Annotated in this window: 18 protein-coding genes; 12 read left to right on the top strand and 6 right to left on the bottom strand. The window is 64.4% G+C overall.

The annotated features are described in order from the left end of the window. Positions 1–43 precede the first annotated feature (43 nt). The 3 genes from AC2FM3_RS12805 to AC2FM3_RS12815 are packed head-to-tail and all read left to right on the top strand — an operon-like array spanning position 44 to position 2,674. Positions 44–1,024 (top strand): glucokinase, encoded by a 981-nt coding sequence (locus AC2FM3_RS12805; protein ID WP_496682430.1) that lies wholly within the window; start codon positions 44–46, stop codon positions 1,022–1,024. Between the two features lie 39 nt (positions 1,025–1,063). Further along, positions 1,064–1,990: a carbohydrate kinase family protein gene (locus tag AC2FM3_RS12810; RefSeq protein ID WP_496682396.1), complete on the top strand. Its 927-nt coding sequence runs from the start codon at positions 1,064–1,066 to the stop codon at positions 1,988–1,990. A gap of 18 nt (positions 1,991–2,008) precedes the next feature. Continuing rightward, positions 2,009–2,674, top strand: coding sequence for a D-lyxose/D-mannose family sugar isomerase (locus AC2FM3_RS12815; RefSeq protein WP_496682398.1), 666 nt, complete (start codon positions 2,009–2,011; stop codon positions 2,672–2,674). A 40-nt stretch (positions 2,675–2,714) separates the two neighbouring features. Here AC2FM3_RS12815 and AC2FM3_RS12820 read toward each other — a convergent pair whose 3' ends face one another. Beyond that, positions 2,715–3,173, bottom strand: coding sequence for a cation efflux transmembrane domain-containing protein (locus AC2FM3_RS12820; protein WP_496682400.1), 459 nt, complete (start codon positions 3,171–3,173; stop codon positions 2,715–2,717). A 141-nt stretch (positions 3,174–3,314) separates the two neighbouring features. Further along, positions 3,315–4,940: a GMC family oxidoreductase gene (locus tag AC2FM3_RS12825; RefSeq protein ID WP_496682403.1), complete on the bottom strand. Its 1,626-nt coding sequence runs from the start codon at positions 4,938–4,940 to the stop codon at positions 3,315–3,317. 161 nt (positions 4,941–5,101) lie between these two features. On the opposite strand from AC2FM3_RS12825, the gene AC2FM3_RS12830 reads away from it, so the two are divergent. After that, positions 5,102–6,652, top strand: coding sequence for a trimethylamine methyltransferase family protein (locus AC2FM3_RS12830; RefSeq protein WP_496682405.1), 1,551 nt, complete (start codon positions 5,102–5,104; stop codon positions 6,650–6,652). Positions 6,653–6,694: 42 nt separating this feature from the next. On the opposite strand, the gene AC2FM3_RS12835 is transcribed toward AC2FM3_RS12830, so the two are convergent. The 4 genes from AC2FM3_RS12835 to AC2FM3_RS12850 form a co-directional block, all read right to left on the bottom strand. Next, positions 6,695–8,035, bottom strand: a complete 1,341-nt coding sequence (locus AC2FM3_RS12835; RefSeq protein ID WP_496682407.1) for an NAD(P)/FAD-dependent oxidoreductase — start codon at positions 8,033–8,035, stop codon at positions 6,695–6,697. Further along, positions 8,032–9,528, bottom strand: a complete 1,497-nt coding sequence (locus tag AC2FM3_RS12840; protein WP_496682410.1) for an aldehyde dehydrogenase — start codon at positions 9,526–9,528, stop codon at positions 8,032–8,034. The genes AC2FM3_RS12835 and AC2FM3_RS12840 overlap by 4 nt, the downstream gene beginning before the upstream one ends. Positions 9,529–9,531: 3 nt before the next feature. After that, positions 9,532–10,449: a dihydrodipicolinate synthase family protein gene (locus AC2FM3_RS12845; protein ID WP_496682413.1), complete on the bottom strand. Its 918-nt coding sequence runs from the start codon at positions 10,447–10,449 to the stop codon at positions 9,532–9,534. 217 nt (positions 10,450–10,666) lie between these two features. After that, the gene (locus tag AC2FM3_RS12850; RefSeq protein ID WP_496682415.1) at positions 10,667–10,861 is read right to left on the bottom strand and encodes a hypothetical protein; all 195 of its coding nucleotides are present in this window, start codon (positions 10,859–10,861) and stop codon (positions 10,667–10,669) included. Between the two features lie 69 nt (positions 10,862–10,930). Between AC2FM3_RS12850 and AC2FM3_RS12855 the strand changes: the two genes are divergently transcribed. From AC2FM3_RS12855 to AC2FM3_RS12890, 8 genes are all read left to right on the top strand, one after another. Further along, positions 10,931–11,395: an FAD:protein FMN transferase gene (locus AC2FM3_RS12855; protein ID WP_496682417.1), complete on the top strand. Its 465-nt coding sequence runs from the start codon at positions 10,931–10,933 to the stop codon at positions 11,393–11,395. Further along, positions 11,361–11,534 carry a hypothetical protein gene (locus tag AC2FM3_RS12860; RefSeq protein ID WP_496682420.1) on the top strand — a complete coding sequence of 58 codons (174 nt, stop codon included), beginning with the start codon at positions 11,361–11,363 and terminating at the stop codon, positions 11,532–11,534. The genes AC2FM3_RS12855 and AC2FM3_RS12860 overlap by 35 nt, the downstream gene beginning before the upstream one ends. A gap of 112 nt (positions 11,535–11,646) precedes the next feature. After that, entirely contained in the window at positions 11,647–12,678 is a 1,032-nt protein-coding gene (locus tag AC2FM3_RS12865) for a LacI family DNA-binding transcriptional regulator (protein ID WP_496682422.1), read from the top strand. 97 nt (positions 12,679–12,775) lie between these two features. Then, positions 12,776–14,077 carry an ABC transporter substrate-binding protein gene (locus tag AC2FM3_RS12870; protein ID WP_496682424.1) on the top strand — a complete coding sequence of 434 codons (1,302 nt, stop codon included), beginning with the start codon at positions 12,776–12,778 and terminating at the stop codon, positions 14,075–14,077. A 107-nt stretch (positions 14,078–14,184) separates the two neighbouring features. Beyond that, positions 14,185–15,051 (top strand): carbohydrate ABC transporter permease, encoded by an 867-nt coding sequence (locus tag AC2FM3_RS12875; RefSeq protein WP_149775359.1) that lies wholly within the window; start codon positions 14,185–14,187, stop codon positions 15,049–15,051. A 13-nt stretch (positions 15,052–15,064) separates the two neighbouring features. Further along, complete coding sequence (locus AC2FM3_RS12880) at positions 15,065–15,895, top strand: carbohydrate ABC transporter permease (RefSeq protein ID WP_093963212.1); 831 nt, start codon at positions 15,065–15,067, stop codon at positions 15,893–15,895. 10 nt (positions 15,896–15,905) lie between these two features. Further along, entirely contained in the window at positions 15,906–16,910 is a 1,005-nt protein-coding gene (locus AC2FM3_RS12885) for an ABC transporter ATP-binding protein (RefSeq protein ID WP_496682425.1), read from the top strand. After that, the coding region (locus AC2FM3_RS12890; protein ID WP_496682428.1) for an L-iditol 2-dehydrogenase at positions 16,907–17,611 on the top strand (705 nt) is incomplete at its 3' end. The genes AC2FM3_RS12885 and AC2FM3_RS12890, both read left to right, overlap by 4 nt.

Genomic DNA, 17,611 nt, shown 5'->3' on the forward strand with positions numbered 1-17,611 from the left:
GGGCGATCCGGTCTCGGTTCCGATGGCGCAGCCCAGGGGCGCAATGCACGACCACTGGAACCTCGTGGCCGATATCGGCGGCACCAACACGCGGCTGGGGGTCGTCACCAATGGCACGCTCACCGATCTGCGCAAATCGCCCACCGGCACCCTGCCCGAGTTTCTGGCCGCCCTGCACGACCTGTGCGCCGAGATCGGAACGCCGCCGCGCGCCGTGGTCGCCGCGGGCGCGGGCCCGGTGCGCAATGGCACGATCCGTCTGACCAATGCCAATCTGGACCTGTCCGAGGCCGACATCGCCACGGCCACCGGCGCGGACCACACCTTTGTCATCAACGACTTTACTGCCGCCGCGTGGTCGGTGGCCGAGATCACGGGCGATGACGTGCAGGCCCTGCAGGGCGAACCGACCCCGCCCAAGGGCACCCGATTGGTGGTCGGCCCCGGCACCGGGCTGGGCGTCGGCGCACTTTTGTATTCCGAAGGCCACTATCACACCGTCTCGGGCGAGGGTGGCCATGTCGGGCTGTCGCCCCGCACCCGCGATGAAGTGGACGTGTTCGAAGCCGCCCGCCGGATCGCGCCCGAGTGTTTCTTTGGCGACAGCCTGACGCTCGAGGCCGAGATGTTCCTCAGCGGCACCGGCCTGCCGATCCTGTATCGCGCTGTGGGCATGGCCGCAGGCCAGCCCGAAACGCCCGTCCTGCCCGCCAAGGACATCCTGCAGGCCGCGCGCGACGGATCCGACCCGCTGGCCGCGCGCGCCGCGCAGATGTTCACCACCCATCTGGGCGCTGTAATGGGCGACATGGCCGTGACCGTGATGCCCACCGGCGGCGTCTTCCTGGTGGGCGGCGTGGCCGACAAGAACCGCTGGCTGTTCGGTGACGACTTCCTGACGACCTTCAACGCCGGAGGCCGGTTCGACGCGCTGCGGCAGGGCTTTGGCATTTATGTCTCGAAACAGGCCGAATTTGGCATTGTTGGCGCTAACAACTTCTGCAAAAATGCGCTCGCGCGGTAAATTCACCGCCTGATCTTTGCAGAAGGAAGGAGCCGGGACATGATCCTGTGCTGTGGCGAAGCCCTGATCGACATGATCGCGGAGCCGACGGTTTCGGGCGCGCAAGGTTTCGTGCCGCATTCGGGTGGCGCGGTGTTCAACACCGCCATCGCCCTGGGCCGGCTGGGTGCGCCTGCCGGAATGCTGACCGGGCTGTCGAGCGACATGTTCGGCCAGCAATTGGCGCAGGCTCTGAAAGACAGTCATGTGGATGGCTCGCAGGTTGTTCTTTCGGATCGTCCGACCACGCTGGCCTTCGTGCAACTGCAGGACGGGCACGCCACCTATTCCTTCGTCGATGAAAACTCGGCCGGGCGGATGCTGCGCCCCGAGGATATGCCGGACCAGTTGACCGCGACCTCGGCGCTGTATTTCGGCGGCATCAGCCTGGCCTGCGAGCCCTGCGCCGATGCCTATGCCGCCCTGCTGGACCGCCACGGGGCCGAGCGCGCAGTGATGATCGACCCCAACATCCGCCCCGGCTTCATCCAAGATCAGACCCGCTATCGCACCCGGCTGAACCGGATGATCGCGCAGGCCGATATCGTCAAGGTCTCGGACGAAGATCTGGACTGGATCGTCCCAGGCCCCGAAACGCTGGAAGAAAAGGTGCCGCTGCTGCTGCAGGCCGGCCCCGCCGTGGTGATCGTCACGCGCGGCAGCCAGGGCGCGACCGGGTATCTGGCCGATGGCCGCACGGTTACGGCGCCGGTCACGCCGGTTCAGGTCGTCGATACGGTGGGCGCGGGCGACACGTTCAACGCCGGGGTGTTGGCGCAACTGCACCGCGCCGGGCTGCTGACCAAACAGGCGCTCCGCGCGATCTCGCCCGACGACCTGCGCGCCGCGCTGGAACTGGGCGGCAAGGTCGCCGCCGTCACCGTATCCCGCGCCGGGGCCAACCCGCCTTGGGCGCACGAGCTGTAAGTCATCGAAAGCACCGATATGAAACGATCCGAGATCAACCGCATCAAGGCAGAGGCACAGGACTTCATCAATTCGTTCGGCTTTGCCCTGCCGCCTTTTGCCGACTGGACGCCCGAGCAGATGCGCAGCCCGCAGGCCGCCGGCATCCGCGCCCGCGGCCTTGGCTGGGACATCACCGATTACGGCCAGGGCAAGTTCGACGAGCTGGGCCTGTTCCTGTTCACCCTGCGCAATGGCGACGAAAAGGACCTGAGCGCAGGACGGGGCATGCTCTATGCCGAGAAGCTTTTGATTTCGCGTGACAAACAGCTGTCGCCGATGCATCGCCACATCGTCAAGGCCGAGGACATCATCAACCGCGGCGGCGGCGATCTGGTGATGGAGATCTACGCCTCGGCCCCCGATGGCAGCATCGACCGCGACACCCCTGTTACCGTACCCAGCGACGCCTGCCCGGTGACCATCCAGCCGGGCGAGCATCTGCGCCTGAAGCCGGGCGAAAGCGTCACGCTGATGCCCGGCATCTGGCACGCCTTCTGGGCGGAAAAGGGCGATTGTCTGATCGGCGAGGTCTCGACCGTCAATGACGACCGCACCGACAACGTGTTCGAACAGCCCATACCGCGCTTTGCCACGATCGAGGAAGACACCGCGCCCGAATTCCTGCTGGTCGCCGATTACTGAGCGCGCGGGGCCGGGCCAAGGTGCGGGTCAGAGGCCAATGTCAACGCAACCCGGCCCCAAGGCTCAGCACTCCGTCGACCATCGCGGCCCGGGCCTCGACCCGCAGCAGATCGCTGGTCTTGCCGGTGCGGCGCCAGTTCCAGCGCTGATAGGCGAACAACGCCAGGCAGATCGCCGCCATCGCCCCGGCATAGATCAGGATCCATTCCAGAACCACCGGCGCGGCTTCGCCCGTCTTGGCATAGGCCAGCAGACGATTCACCGCCGAACCGGCCGCCATCACGATGATCCCGAATAACAACAGGCTGCGGAACATCACGTAGACGGACTCGTCGATCTCGTATCCGAAGGCGCGGTTCTGGTCCGGGGCGCGCCGGATCGGGGCGGCGACCCATCCCGCCACCAGAGCCGTTGCGAAATTGAGCCCCGAGAACAGCCCGTCCAGCAACAACGCGTCGGAGTTTGCCAGCAACCCGGCCGCACCCCCTGCGCCTGCCATGAACAGGCTGGCCCATTTTTCTGCGTTCTGCGAGCGGCGTTCAAAAATCAATGTGCCCTGCGTCGGTTCAGCATTTCCGGTTGATGAGGCAGGCGCTCATTTATGTCCGGCGAGCCGTGGCGCATTCCCCATGTACCTTTATCATGCCCGTCCGCGGATCATGTCGGCAGCCTTTTCCGCGATCATGATCACGGGCGAGGCGGTATTGCCCGACACGATCTTCGGCATGACAGAGGCATCGATCACCCGCAGCCCCTCCAGCCCCCGAACGCGCAACTGTGGATCGACCACCGCGGCGGCGTCACTGCCCATGCGGCAGGTGCCGACCGGGTGAAAGATCGTGGTGGCGATGTCGCCCACCGCATCGAGCAGACCCTGTTGGTCGTTGATCTCGGGGCCGGGCAGAACCTCTTGCGGATTATAGGGTGCCAGAGCCCGCGCCGCCATCACCTGCCGTGCCTGCTGCACGGATTTGACGGCCACCTGCCGGTCACGCTCGGCCGAGAGGTAATTCAACCTGATCTCGGGCTGGGCCTTCGGATCGGGCGTGGTGATGTGGCAGTGCCCCCGGCTTTCGGGCCGCAGATTGCAGACCGAGACGGTGATCGCGGGAAACGGATGCAGCGGATCGCCCAGCCGGTCGGTCGACAGCGGCTGCACGTGATATTCCAGATCCGGCGTGGCCAGCATCGGGTCGGATTTGGTGAACATGCCGAACTGGCTGGGCGCCATCGCCATCGGACCCGACCGGGTCAGGGCGTATTGCGCTGCGATGCGCGCCTTGCCCCACAGGCTATTGGCCATGGTGTTCAGAGTTTTGGCGTTCTGCACCTTGAACACGGTACGGATCTGCAGATGGTCCTGCAGGTTCGCCCCCACGCCCGGGCTTTCATGCTGGACCGCGATTCCGTGCGCCGCCAGCACCTGGGGGTCGCCGATCCCCGACAGTTCCAGCAGCTTGGGCGAGTTGATCGACCCCGCCGCCAACAGAACCTCTGCCCTGGCCAAGGCCCGGTATTCGGTGCCGCCACGGGCAAATCGTACGCCGCGCACGGTCTTGCCCTCGAGGATCAGGCCCAGCGTCTCGGCCTCGGTCAGGACCCGCAGGTTGGGCCGTTTCATCGCGGGGCGCAGAAATCCCTTGGCCGTGTTCCAGCGCACGCCGTTCTTCTGGTTGACCTCGAAAAACCCCGAGCCTTCGTTGTTGCCGTCATTGAAATCGGCGCGCGGCTGGATGCCGATCTCGCGCGCGCCGTCCTGCACGGCCTTCAGGATCTCCCAGCTCAGCCGCTGTTTCTGAACCTTCCATTCGCCGCCGGCCCGGTGCATTTCGCTATCGCCGGCGTGGTGATCTTCTGATTTCAGGAAATAGGGCAGCACGTCGTCCCAGCCCCAGCCCGCATTGCCCAGTTGCCGCCAATGGTCATAGTCGGCCGCCTGCCCGCGCATGTAGATCATCCCGTTGACCGAGCTGCACCCGCCCAGCACCTTGCCCCGCGGATAGACCAGCGACCGTCCGTTCAGACCCGGCTCGGGCGCGGTTTTCATCATCCAGTCGGTGCGCGGATTTCCGATGCAGTACAGATACCCCACCGGGATGTGGACCCAATGGTAATTGTCCGACTTGCCCGCCTCGAGCAGCAGAACCCGTGTTTTGGGGTCCTCGGTCAGCCGGTTGGCCAGCACGCAGCCCGCGGTACCCGCGCCTATGATGATATAGTCGTATTCACCCTCAAGCCGGGCGGTTTCAGATGTGGCGGAATTCATTCTCGGTCTGCTCTGTGCATTGTTCCTGATCCTGCGGAGCGCAGCTTAGCAGCTGTTGCAGGCAATGCACGGGTCAGATGTCGCATTCCGCAACAGTATTTCGCAATCCTGCAGGTCGCGCCCCCGGTCGGCGGTCAGACTGGTATCAAAGGAGGCCCAGAATGACCCAGACCGCAACCCGCGTCCGCAACGGAGGCCGCGCCGCCCGCCGCGCCCTGCGCACCGCACCCAGCTTTGACATGTTGCCGGGCCTGACCCGCAACATCCCGCTGTGCGAAGTGATGGACGGATCACAGGTCGAGCGGATCGACGCGGCCTCTATGGATATCCTCGAAAACGTGGGCGTGCAGTTCCGCGACCCGATCGCGCTGGCCGACTGGAAGGCGGCTGGTGCCAAAGTCGACGGCGAGCGGGTGTATCTTGATCGCGGGCTGGTCCGCGAATTGATCGCGACGATCCCCTTGGATTTCACCTATCACGCCCGCGACCCGCGCAAGAATGTGCGGCTGGGCGGACCGCACGCTATCTTCGTGCCGATGACCGGGGCGCCCTTCCTGCGGGATCTGGATGACGTGCGGCGCAACCCGACGCTGGACGATCTGGCGATGTTCCACAAGCTCAGCCACATGCTGCCGGCGCTGCATTCCTCGGCCCACCACATCGTCGAGCCCTATGACCACCCGATCAGTCAGCGCCATCTGCGCATCACCCATTCGTCGATGAAATATTCCGACAAGACCTTCATGGGCATGACCACCTCGCCCAAGAACGCCGAAGACGTGATGGAGATGTGCGCCATCCTGTTCGGCGAGGAGTTCATGGAGGATCACCCGGTCACCACCGGCAACTGCAACGGCAACTCGCCGCTGGTCTGGGACGAGACCATGCTGGGGGCGATGCGCGCCTTCTGTCGCCGCAATCAACCGGTGCTGTGCTCGCCCTTCGTGCTGGGCGGGGCAAACACGCCCGCCAGCGTGCCCGCCACCGTCGCCCAGTTGAACGCCGAGGCGCTGAGCGCGCTGGCCTACACGCAGGTGATCCGGCGCGGCTGTCCGGCGATCTACGGCCATTACCTGTCGACCGTCAGCATGAAATCCGGCGCGCCGATGGCGGGCACACCCGAAATCAGCCTGATGAACTTCATGATCGGCCAGATGGCGCGGCATTACGGCGTGCCGTGGCGCAGCTCGAACACGCTGGGCGGGGCCAAGACATTCGATGCGCAGGCGGGGTACGAATCCGCGACCACGCTGTCGGCGGTGATCCATGCCGGGGCAAACTACATCTGGCATTCGGCGGGCTGGAACGAGGCCGGGATGCATTGTTCCGTGGCCAAGTTCGTGGTGGATGCCGAACAATGCGCCATGGCCCATCGGATGGCCGAGGGGCCGAAATGGGACGATTTCGACCAGGCCGTCGCGGCGGTGTCGGATATCGGCCCGGGCGGGCACTATCTGGGGCATCCGCACACGCAGGAGAACTTCCAGGAGGCGTTCTTCATGCCCGAACTGTTCGACAACAACTCGATCGAGCAATGGGTGGCCGAGGGCGAGGTCGAGATCACCGAGCGCGCCCTGAACCACGCCCGCAAGCTGCTGGCCGAGTATCAAGAGCCCCGGCTGGACCCGGCCATCGACGAGGCGCTAAGCGATTACATTGCCCGGCGCGAGCGGGAAATTCCCGCCGCCGACGAATTGAACCAGTACTATTAGGAAACACACCACGTGCCCGCCTGCCTGTCAGGCTGGCCTTTTTCATTCGTCGCGCGCGCGCCATTCCTTCCAGCGCAGCACCATGTTGGCCCCGATCTCAGACAACGGCCGGGGCGGCAGGCGTCTAGGCCGATCCTCGGCTCCGAAATGCTCGCTGATCCCGGACCGCACGGCGCAGGCCATTTCGGCCGCGGCGATCCCGGTCAATGTGCCGCGCGCGGTGCCCAACCCGTTCTGGACGCAGGCTGAATAAACGCCGGTCTCGATCTCGCGGGTGACCGAGACTCCGTTCAGGCTCAGGCACAGATGACCGGCCCATTCGTACTCCATCGCGACGCCGCGCAACGGCGGGAAGCGCCGGTCGAATTTGCGCCGCATCACCGCAGCCGCGCGCCGCAGGTCCGATGCCCGCGCCTCCATGCCCGGACGCAGCACCGCACAGGTGCGGGCAATGATCCGGTTGCCACCCTGCCCGGTGTCGATCCGGCGCATGGTGGTGCCCATCGGATCGGACGGGGTCACGCCCCAGCGCGGTTGACCACCCAGCCGGGCCAGTGCATCAGCGTCCAGTTCTCGCGTCATCGCCGCGAACAGAAACAGCTGCATCAGACGACCACGTTCGACACCGAAACTTTCCAGGTGACCGTTCACCGACAAGATCAGCCGGCCGGTCGAGACCTGCCCGCGCGCGGTCTGCACGCGCCAGCCCGCCCCGTCGCGCTGGAACCCCGTGACCGCGCCGTGTTCAAAAATCTGCACCCCATCGGCCGCCAGCCCCGCCGCCAAACCGCGCACATAGCCCGCCGGCTGCAGCATGACCGTGCCCGGCGTAAACAGCCCCGATACATAGTGCCCGGACCCGGTGAGTTCCTGCATCTGATGCCGATCCAGCATCTCGGACCGCTCGCCGAGGCTGTCCAGATGGCGGGCATAGCTTTGGTTGTGCGCATGTCCCGCCGGGCTGGCCGCGCCGTTCACTTTGCCCGCTGGATCGAAATAGTTGGGGTCGATGCCGTACTCCTCGACCGCCGCGTGAGCGAAAGCGATTGCCTGCCGGTTCAACCCGATCATCGCCCGGTCATCGCCCGCCCCGGCATAGTCGTCCGAGGCCAGATCATGCGGCAGATCGATCATGAAGCCCGAGTTGCGCCCCGCCGCGCCTTCCGCCACGCGCCCGGCTTCAAGCACCACGATCCGCGCATCGGGCACCAGCTGCCGCAGACGCCGCGCCGCAGACAGGCCGGCAAAGCCTGCGCCCACGACGGTGAAATCTGCGGTGATATTGCCCGAAAGCTGCCGCGCGGGAGGTTGCGGGCCCAGCAGGGCATTCCACGCAGCCGGTCCGCGCTGCACCGGCAGGCGGCAAGCGGTGAACCGCGTCAATCCACCGCCTCGTCGGCATCATCCGACAGGTCGATCCACAGCGTCTTCAGCTGCGAGTACTGGTCATGCGCGTGCAGCCCGTTGTCCCGACCGCCAAAACCCGACTGCTTGTAGCCGCCGAACGGGGTCGAGATGTCGCCCTCGCCAAAACTGTTCACCGTCACGGTCCCGGCCCGGATCGCGCGGGCGCCGCGCAGCGCGCGCTTGGCGTTGGCGGTGAAAAGCGACGCGCAGAGCCCATATGGCGTGTCATTGGCCATCGCGATGGCCTCGTCGAACCCCGCGACCTCGATCACCGACAGAACGGGCCCAAAGATTTCCTCGCGCGCCAGCGGCGCGTCATTGTCCGGCAGCTCGACCACGGTTGCCTCGACGAACCCATTTTCAGCCTTGCCGCCCAGAAGGACTGAAGGCGCCTTGTCCAGATAGCCGCAGACCTTGTTGAAATGGTCTTTGCTGACCAGCGCGCCCAGCCGGGTTGCAGGGTCCAGCGGATCGCCCACAGTCCACTGGCGGGCGTGGTGGGCGATGCGCTCCAGTAGGTCGGCCTTGACCGCGCGGTGCACGATCAGGCGCGACGTGGCCGAGCAATTCTCGCCCATGTTCCAGAACGCCCCGTTCACCACATGGGCGGCAACCCGATCGAGGTTCTCGGCATCCTCCATGACGATGGCCGGGTTCTTGCCGCCCATTTCCAGCACTACCTCCTTGGCGTTGCTTTCGGCCGCATAGGACAGGAATTTCTTACCCGTTACCGTCGAGCCGGTGAAGGACACCATGTCGATATCCATATGCCGCCCGATGGGTTCGCCCACCTCGGCGCCGCCACCCGGAACCACGTTCAGAACACCGCGCGGCAGCCCGGCCTCGACGGCCAGTTCGGCCAGACGCAGGGCAGTCAGCGGGGTTTCCATCGCCGGCTTCACCACCACCGAGCACCCGGCCGCCAGCGCCGGGCTGATCTTCCAGGCCAGCATCAACAAGGGGAAGTTCCATGGCAGAACCAGCCCCACCACCCCGATCGGTTCGCGCAGGATCATCGCGATGTGGTCGTCGCTGGCAGGCGCGACTTGATCGTAAATCTTGTCAATCGCCTCGGCATGCCATTTCAGGCAGTGGATCGCCTCGGGCACATCCACCGTTTCGCAGTCAAAGATGGTCTTGCCGCTGTCGATGCTTTCCATGACCGCCAGTTCGCGGGCATTACGGGTCATCAGCTTGGCCAGGCGGATCAACACATCCTTGCGCGCGGACGGATGCAGGCGCGACCAGCGGCCGTCATCGAAGGACTCGCGCGCCTTTTCCACGGCCAGGTCCACATCGGCGGCGTCGCAGGCCGCGACCTCGGTCAGCACCGCGCCGGTAGCCGGGTTCACCGTCGGAAACACCGCGCCCGAGATCGCCGGGCGATAGCCACCATCGATGAAGGCACCGGTGGGCAGGTCCAGCCCGGCGGCGATGGATGCGTATTCGTCCCGTGTCAGCAAGCCCATGCCTCAGCCCTCCGCCATGATGTCTGCGATCTTGCGTTTCAGCACGCGGGTCACCTGTTCCAGCGCGCGCTTGTCATCCTTGTTCAGCCCCTTCAGAGGCGGCCGTACCGCGCCTGCCGGGATGCCGTTCATCGTGACCCCATGCTTGATGGTCTGGATGAACTTGCCGCCCTGTTCGAGCACCCGCATCAACGGCATCAGCGCCGACATGATCCGGCGGCCCTTGGTGAAATCGCCCTGCAGCACGCAGGCCTCATACAGCGCCACATGCTCGCGCGGCAGAAAGTTCGACCCGCCACAGACCCAGAAGGGCGCACCCCAGGCGAAGAATTCCAGCGCCTGATCGTCCATGCCGCAGCCCAGCTGAATATGCGGATAGTCCCGCGCAAGCATATGTACGCGGTTGATGTCGCCCGAGCTTTCCTTGATGCCGCAAAAATTGCGGCTGCGCCCCACACGGTCGAGGAACTCGGCCCCCATCATCGTGCCGGTGCGATGCGGATAATTATACAGCATCACCGGCAGATCGGCCGCCTTGTCAATGGCCAGCGCATTCAGAGCGTTTTCCCGGCCTGTCGGCACCGAATAGGGCGGGCTGGCCAGCAGGATGGCATCGGCCCCGATCTGGCGCGCGCCTTGGGCCAACGCGATCGAATCCGGCGTCAACATCGCGCCGGTCCCGACCACCAAAGGCAGACGACCCTTCAGACGCTGGTGGGTAAAACGCGCCAGTTCCAGCCTTTCATCAACGGTCTGGGCATAGTTTTCGCCCGTGGACCCGCCCGAGATCATCCCGTGCACGCCATTCTCGACCAGGTATTCGATCACCTCGGCCAGCGCATCCCAATCGACGCTGAAATCATCCGCATAGGGCGTCACCACCGGGGCATAGATCCCCTGAAATCTGAACACGGGTGTCATCGTCGTCCCTTGTGCATGGCGCTTTTCCGGGACGCTACAATAGAATACAATTTGTGTACAATAAAATCTTGCAGAAAATAAGACGCGCCGAACCGGCGCGCCTTCGGGCCGGGTCGCAACGCAGTGACCTAGCGCGCCCAGTTCTCGGCCGGATCGCTGTCGGCATAGTCGCGCAGCAGCGGAATATCCGAGATTTCCGCGTGGTTGCGGTTGATCTTCACCCCACCGCCTTGAGCCGTGAAAACGCACGGCCCACGCTGTCGGGATTCATGCCCAGACGACCGGCGATCAGCATCTTGTCATAAAGCGATTCCACGACGCAGGCGCCCTCGTCGCAGTCACACAGGTTCAAAAGGAACTCGGCCACCCGTTGTGCCCCGGTCTGGACCTTGAGCTGTTCCAGCTGGGACACCAGCGCACGACCCGCCTGTCCCGCAGCTGTTTCCTGACCATCTCGGCCGCCTGTGCGGCCTTGCCGACCGTGGCGCGCGCCGCACCGGTTGCCCGCTGGCGCGGTACCGCTCTGGAGCCGCCCGCCGGCCTGCAATTGGTCGGACTGAATGACACGCAAGCCGCGCCGATCATTGCCGCGCTCGAGGCCGAACTGGACCGGCTGGATAACATCTTCAGCCTGTACCGTCCCGACTCGCACCTAAGCCGCCTGAACCGCGACGGCACCCTGCCCACCCCGGCGCCGGAACTGCTACAGGTGCTGACCCAAAGCGCCGCCCTACATGACGCGACCGGCGGCGCATTCGACCCGACCGTTCAACCGCTGTGGATGGCGCTGGCCGCCGGCGCACCGGATGCCGAGGTGGAACGGGCGCGGGCGCTGGTCGGCTGGCATGGGGTTTCGGTCTCGGCCGAGGCGATTCGCCTGCCCCATCCGGGCCGCGCGGCGCTGACGCTGAATGGCGTCGCGCAGGTCGCAGGGGCTGACCGATGAGCTGGTCGACATGGGCGAAATCGCCGCCATCGACAGCCGCACCGACGGGCTGTCGACCGCGCTGTGCCTGCTGTCTGCGGACCGGATCGCATCGGCTCTGCAACGCTTCCCCGGCGCCCGGCTCGAGATGCTGATCTGACCCGAATGGCCGTCCCGGAACTCTGCCGTTGAAATTTGTCGCGCGATAAGAAAAGGTAAAACACCGACAAATTCACAGTGGCGCGGGCCTGGCCCCGCGCCAGAGGCAAGGCATGGCACCCAGAAAAATCCGGAACATGGAGGAGTTTGCGGCGGTCAGCGGGATATCGCGCCCGACGGTTTCGAAATATTTCAACGATCCCGACAGCGTCCGGCGGTCGACCCGGGAACGGATCGAACAGGCGCTGGAACGTTTCGACTATCGCCCCAACATCTTTGCCATGAACCAGAACCGCAAGCTGACCAAGAATGTCGGCATTGTAGTGCCCTACCTAGCCGACCCGTTCTTTGCCGAGATCGCCCGCAACATCGAGGAAAAATGCATCGAGGCCGGGTTCCGTCCGACGCTCTACAGCGCCTATGGCGACCCAGTGCAGGAGACTGAGATTCTCGACAGCCTGCGCGCGCTGAAGCCGGCGGGCGTGCTGCTGGCGCCGCTGGGGCGCGACTCCGACCGGTCGTTCATCGAGAAATTCTGCAAGGACATCCCCACCATCCTGTTCGACAGCAACCTGGAAGGCATGGGCGCCGCGTTTGTCGGGTCGGACAACGCGAGCTTCATCGAACAGACCGTCGATTACCTGTGCCGCAGCGGCGAGCCGCCCGCGTTCTTCGAGATGCGGCACCCCGCCAACCCCAACGCCAACAAGCGCCGCATCGCCTATGTCAAGAAGATGGAGAGCCTGGGCTTCGAGCCGCAGGTGATCAAGGTCGACGGTCGCGGCTGGGGATTCGAGGAAATCGGACGCCAAGGCGCATTCAAACTGTTGGAACAGCCTAGCCTGCCCTCGCGCACCATTCTGTGCAGCAATGACCGGCTGGCCATCGGGTTCCTGTCTGCCTGCTATGAAAAGGGCCTGCGGGTCGGGTTGGGCGACGACTGCGACCTGCGCGTCGCGTCGCATGACGACCATCCGTTTTCCAAGTTCACCTGCCCGTCGCTGACCACCGCGGCGCATGACTACAACGCGGTTTCGAATCGCACCGTTGAGACGCTGACGCAACTGGTCGAGGGCGGCGGACGGCTGAGCGCGCGCACCGAAACGCTGTTTCCCGCGCGCCTGATATTGCGGAGTTCGGCCTGATTTTCGACATTATTTTACGCGCGTAAAATTTTAGTTGACGCGCGACAATTAATTCACGATGCTTTCGTTTAGGTAATTCGACACCAGGGAGGAAAGAATGTACCTGAAATCCGTTCTATGGGCGGCAAGTGCCGCGGCGTTGACCGCCGGCGTGGCGTCTGCCGAAACGATCACGATCGCCACCGTCAACAACGGCGACATGATCCGCATGCAGAAATACACCGACAAGTTCACCGAAGCGACCGGCCACGAAGTGGAATGGGTCACGCTGGAAGAAAACGTTCTGCGCCAGCGTGTAACCACCGACATCTCGACGAAGGGCGGCCAGTTCGACATCATGACCATCGGCATGTACGAAACGCCGATCTGGGGCGCGAACGGCTGGCTTGTGCCGCTGGACGGCATGTCGGCAGAATATGACGTGGACGACATCCTGCCCGCGATGCGCGGCGGCCTCAGCCACGACGGCACGCTGTATGCGGCACCGTTCTACGGCGAAAGCTCGATGATCATGTACCGCACCGACCTGATGGAGAAGGCCGGTCTGGAGATGCCCGAGGCGCCGACTTGGCAGTTCATCCGCGAGGCGGCGGCCAAGATGACCGACCGCGAGAACGACATCAACGGGATCTGCCTGCGCGGCAAGGCCGGCTGGGGTGAGGGTGGCGCCTTCATCACCGTGACCGCGAACTCGTTCGGCGCGCGCTGGTTCGACGAAGACTGGAAACCCCAGTTCGATCAGCCCGAGTGGAAAGAGGCGCTGACCTTCTTCGTCGACATGATGAGCGAATCCGGCCCCGCCGGGTATGCTACCAACGGCTTCAACGAGAACCTGTCGTTGTTCCAGCAGGGCAAATGCGGCATGTGGATCGACGCCACCGTTGCGGCGTCTTTTGTGACCAACCCCAACGACTCGACCGTGGCCGACAAGGTTGGCTTTGCGCTGGCGCCGAACTCGGAAGGCGTTGACAAACGCGCCAACTGGTTGTGGGCTTGGGCTCTGGCCATCCCCGCCGGCACCCAGAAAGAGGACGCCGCCAAGCAGTTCATCGAATGGGCCACCTCGAAAGACTATATCGAGCTGGTCGCCGAGAACGAGGGCTGGGCCAACGTTCCGCCGGGTGCGCGCACCTCGCTGTACGAGAACCCCGACTACAAGGACATCCCCTTCGCGCAGATGACGCTGAAGTCGATCCTTGCGGCCGATCCGGAAAACTGCTGCGTCAAGCCGACGCCGTATACCGGGATCCAGTTCGTCGCCATCCCCGAATTCGCGGGCATCGCCACCCAGGTGAGCCAGGAATTCTCGGCGGTCTATGCCGGACAGCAGTCGGTTGACGAAGCTCTGGCCAAGGCGCAGGCCTTCACGGCCGAAGAAATGGAAGCCGCAGGGTACTGAGGCCTCCTCCCGGCGGGTGGGCAGGTTTCTGTCCCCCGCTCTCCCCCTTCCACAACCCGTGTTAGTCTCGCAGGCAACAAGCCGCCTGAACAGAGAGGTCTTGCGTCATGGCAACTCAACACTCCCGATCCGTCGCACGCCTGATGATGGCCCCCGCCGTGGTCCTGTTGCTGGGCTGGATGCTGGTTCCGCTGACGATGACGCTGTATTTTTCCTTCAAGAAATACCTGCCGCTGCGCGGCGGCGACCTGGGTTGGGTGGGGTTCGACAACTACGTCCGCTTCGTGACTTCAAGTTCATTCTGGCCCGCCGTTCAAGCGACGCTCGTGATCGTGGGTGGCGTGCTGGCCATTACCGTAGTTCTGGGCATCCTGCTGGCTCTGCTGCTGGATCAGCCGATGTGGGGTCAGGGCGTCGTGCGCATTCTGGTAATCGCCCCGTTTTTCGTGATGCCCACCGTTTCGGCGCTGGTATGGAAGAACATGTTCATGGACCCGGTCAACGGCCTGTTCGCCCATCTGTGGCGGTTCTTCGGGGCCGAGCCGATCTCGTGGCTGTCCGAGGCGTCGATGCCATCGATCGTCATGATCGTGTCCTGGCAATGGCTGCCCTTTGCCACCCTGATCCTGCTGACCGCGATCCAGTCGCTGGACAGCGAACAGCTGGAGGCCGCCGAAATGGATGGTGCGCCGCCGCTGAAACGCTTCTTTTTCATCATACTGCCGCATCTGAGCCGCGCGATCACGATCGTCATCCTCATCCAGACGATCTTCCTTCTGTCGATCTTCGCCGAGATCTTCGTGACCACCGGCGGTGCTTTCGGCACCCGAACCCTGACCTACCTGATCTACCAGCGTGTGCTGGAAAGCCAGAATGTCGGGCTGGGCTCGGCCGGCGGGGTCTATGCCATCATCCTTGCCAATATCGTCGCCATCTTCCTGATGCGCATCGTCGGCAAAAACCTGGACGCGTGAGGAGGACGACGACATGGCCCGTACCGTCACCACACAACGCAAGCTGATCAACACCGCCTTTGCCTGGGCTGTCGGCCTGCTGATCTTCTTTCCGATCCTCTGGACGATCCTGACCAGCTTCAAGACCGAGGCCCAGGCCATCGCCAGCCCGCCGATCTTTCTGAACTTCGACTGGACGCTGGAAAACTACGCGGTGGTTCAGGAACGCTCGAACTACACGCGGTTTTTGTGGAACTCGATCATCATCGCGGGCGGGTCCACCCTGCTGGGCGTGATCGTCGCGGTTCCCGCCGCCTGGGCCATGGCCTTCGTGCCCTCGGCGCGCACCAAGGACATTCTGCTGTGGATGCTGTCCACCAAGATGCTGCCGGCGGTGGGGGTGCTGTACCCGATCTACCTGCTTTTCATCCAACTGGGCCTGCTGGACAGCCGCGCCGGCTTGGTGGTGGTGCTGATGCTGATCAACCTGCCGATCATCGTCTGGATGCTATACACCTATTTCCGCGAAATCCCCGGCGACATCCTGGAAGCCGCGCGCATGGACGGCGCCACGCTGAAAGAGGAAATCCTTTACATCCTGACGCCGATGGCGGTGCCGGGCATCGCCTCGACCGTGCTGCTGAACTTCATCCTGGCCTGGAACGAAGCGTTCTGGACCCTGAACCTGACCGCCGTCGACGCGGCCCCGCTGACCGCGTTCATCGCCAGCTATTCCAGCCCCGAGGGCCTGTTTTTCGCCAAGCTCAGCGCGGCATCGACCATGGCCATCGCCCCGATCCTGATCCTTGGGTGGTTCAGTCAGAAACAACTGGTCCGCGGCCTGACCTTCGGCGCCGTGAAGTAAGGAAAGACACATGGGACGCATCGTACTTGAGAAAGTCAGCAAGAGCTTTGGCGACGTGGAAGTCATTCCGCCGCTGGATCTGGAAATCAACGACGGCGAATTCGTGGTGTTCGTGGGCCCCTCGGGCTGCGGGAAGTCCACCCTGCTGCGCCTGATCGCGGGGCTGGAGGACGTCAGCGGCGGCCGCATCCTGATCGACGATCAGGACGCCACCGCGGTGCCGCCGGCCAAGCGGGGCCTGGCCATGGTGTTCCAGTCCTATGCGCTGTATCCGCACATGACCGTGCGCAAGAACATCGCCTTTCCGCTGCGCATGGCCGGGCTGGACAAGGCCGAGCAGGACCGCCGCGTGGAACAGGCGGCCGAGGTGCTGAACCTGACCGACTATCTGGACCGCCGCCCCGGCCAGTTGTCGGGCGGCCAGCGCCAGCGGGTCGCCATCGGCCGCGCCATCGTGCGCGAACCGGCGGCGTTCCTGTTCGACGAACCGCTGTCGAACCTGGACGCAGCGCTGCGCGTGGGCATGCGGCTGGAGATATCCGAGCTGCACAACCGGCTGGAAACCACGATGATCTACGTCACTCATGACCAGGTCGAGGCCATGACCATGGCCGACAAGATCGTGGTCCTGCAGGCGGGGGTGATCGAACAGGTGGGCTCGCCGCTCGAACTGTACCGCGCGCCGCGCAACAAGTTCGTGGCCGGCTTCATCGGCTCGCCCAAGATGAATTTCATCGAAGGCTCCGAGGCCGAAAAGCATGGCGCCCACACGATCGGGGTACGCCCCGAACACATTGCCGCCTCACCCAGCGAGGGCCTGTGGAAGGGCACGGTCGGGGTGTCCGAACATTTGGGCTCGGACACGTTCTTTCACGTGCATGTGGACGGCTTCGCCGAGCCGATGACCGTGCGCGCCGGCGGCGAGGTCGGCCTGCGCCACGGCGACACGATCCATCTGACGCCGGAGGAGGACAAGATCCACCGGTTCGACGCGGCGGGGCTACGGATCGCATGAACCGGCTGGTTGGAAAACGGGCCCTGATCACCGGGGCGGCGCGGGGTATCGGGCTGGCCTTTGCCCGGGCCTATGCCGCCGAGGGCGCGCAGGTGGCGCTGGCCGATATCGACGTGCCGCAGGCGCGCAAGGCCGCGCGGGAAATCGGGCCGCAGGCGATTGCGGTCGAAATGGATGTCTCGCAGCAGGACAGCATCGAGGCGGGCGTGGCCGACGCCGTGGCGCGGATGGGCGGGATCGACATCCTGATCAACAACGCCGCGATCTTCACCGCAGCCCCGATCGTGGAAATCACCCGCGCGGATTACCAGCGCGTGTTCGACATCAACGTCGCCGGTACCCTGTTCACCTTGCAGGCGGTCGCGCGACACATGATCGACCAGGGCACCGGCGGCAAGATCATCAACATGGCCAGCCAGGCCGGCCGCCGAGGCGAGCCGCTCGTGGCGGTCTATTGCGCCAGCAAGGCGGCAGTGATCAGCCTGACCCAATCGGCCGGGCTGAACCTGATCCGACACGGGATCAACGTGAATGCCATCGCCCCCGGCGTGGTGGATGGCGAGCACTGGGACGGCGTCGATGCCTTCTTTGCCAAATACGAGGGCAAGGCGCCGGGACAGAAGAAGAAGGAAGTGGGCGAAGCGGTGCCCTTCGGCCGGATGGGCCGGGCCGAGGACCTGACCGGAATGGCGGTGTTTTTG

Source organism: Ruegeria sp. BHSB172 (assembly GCF_059613165.1).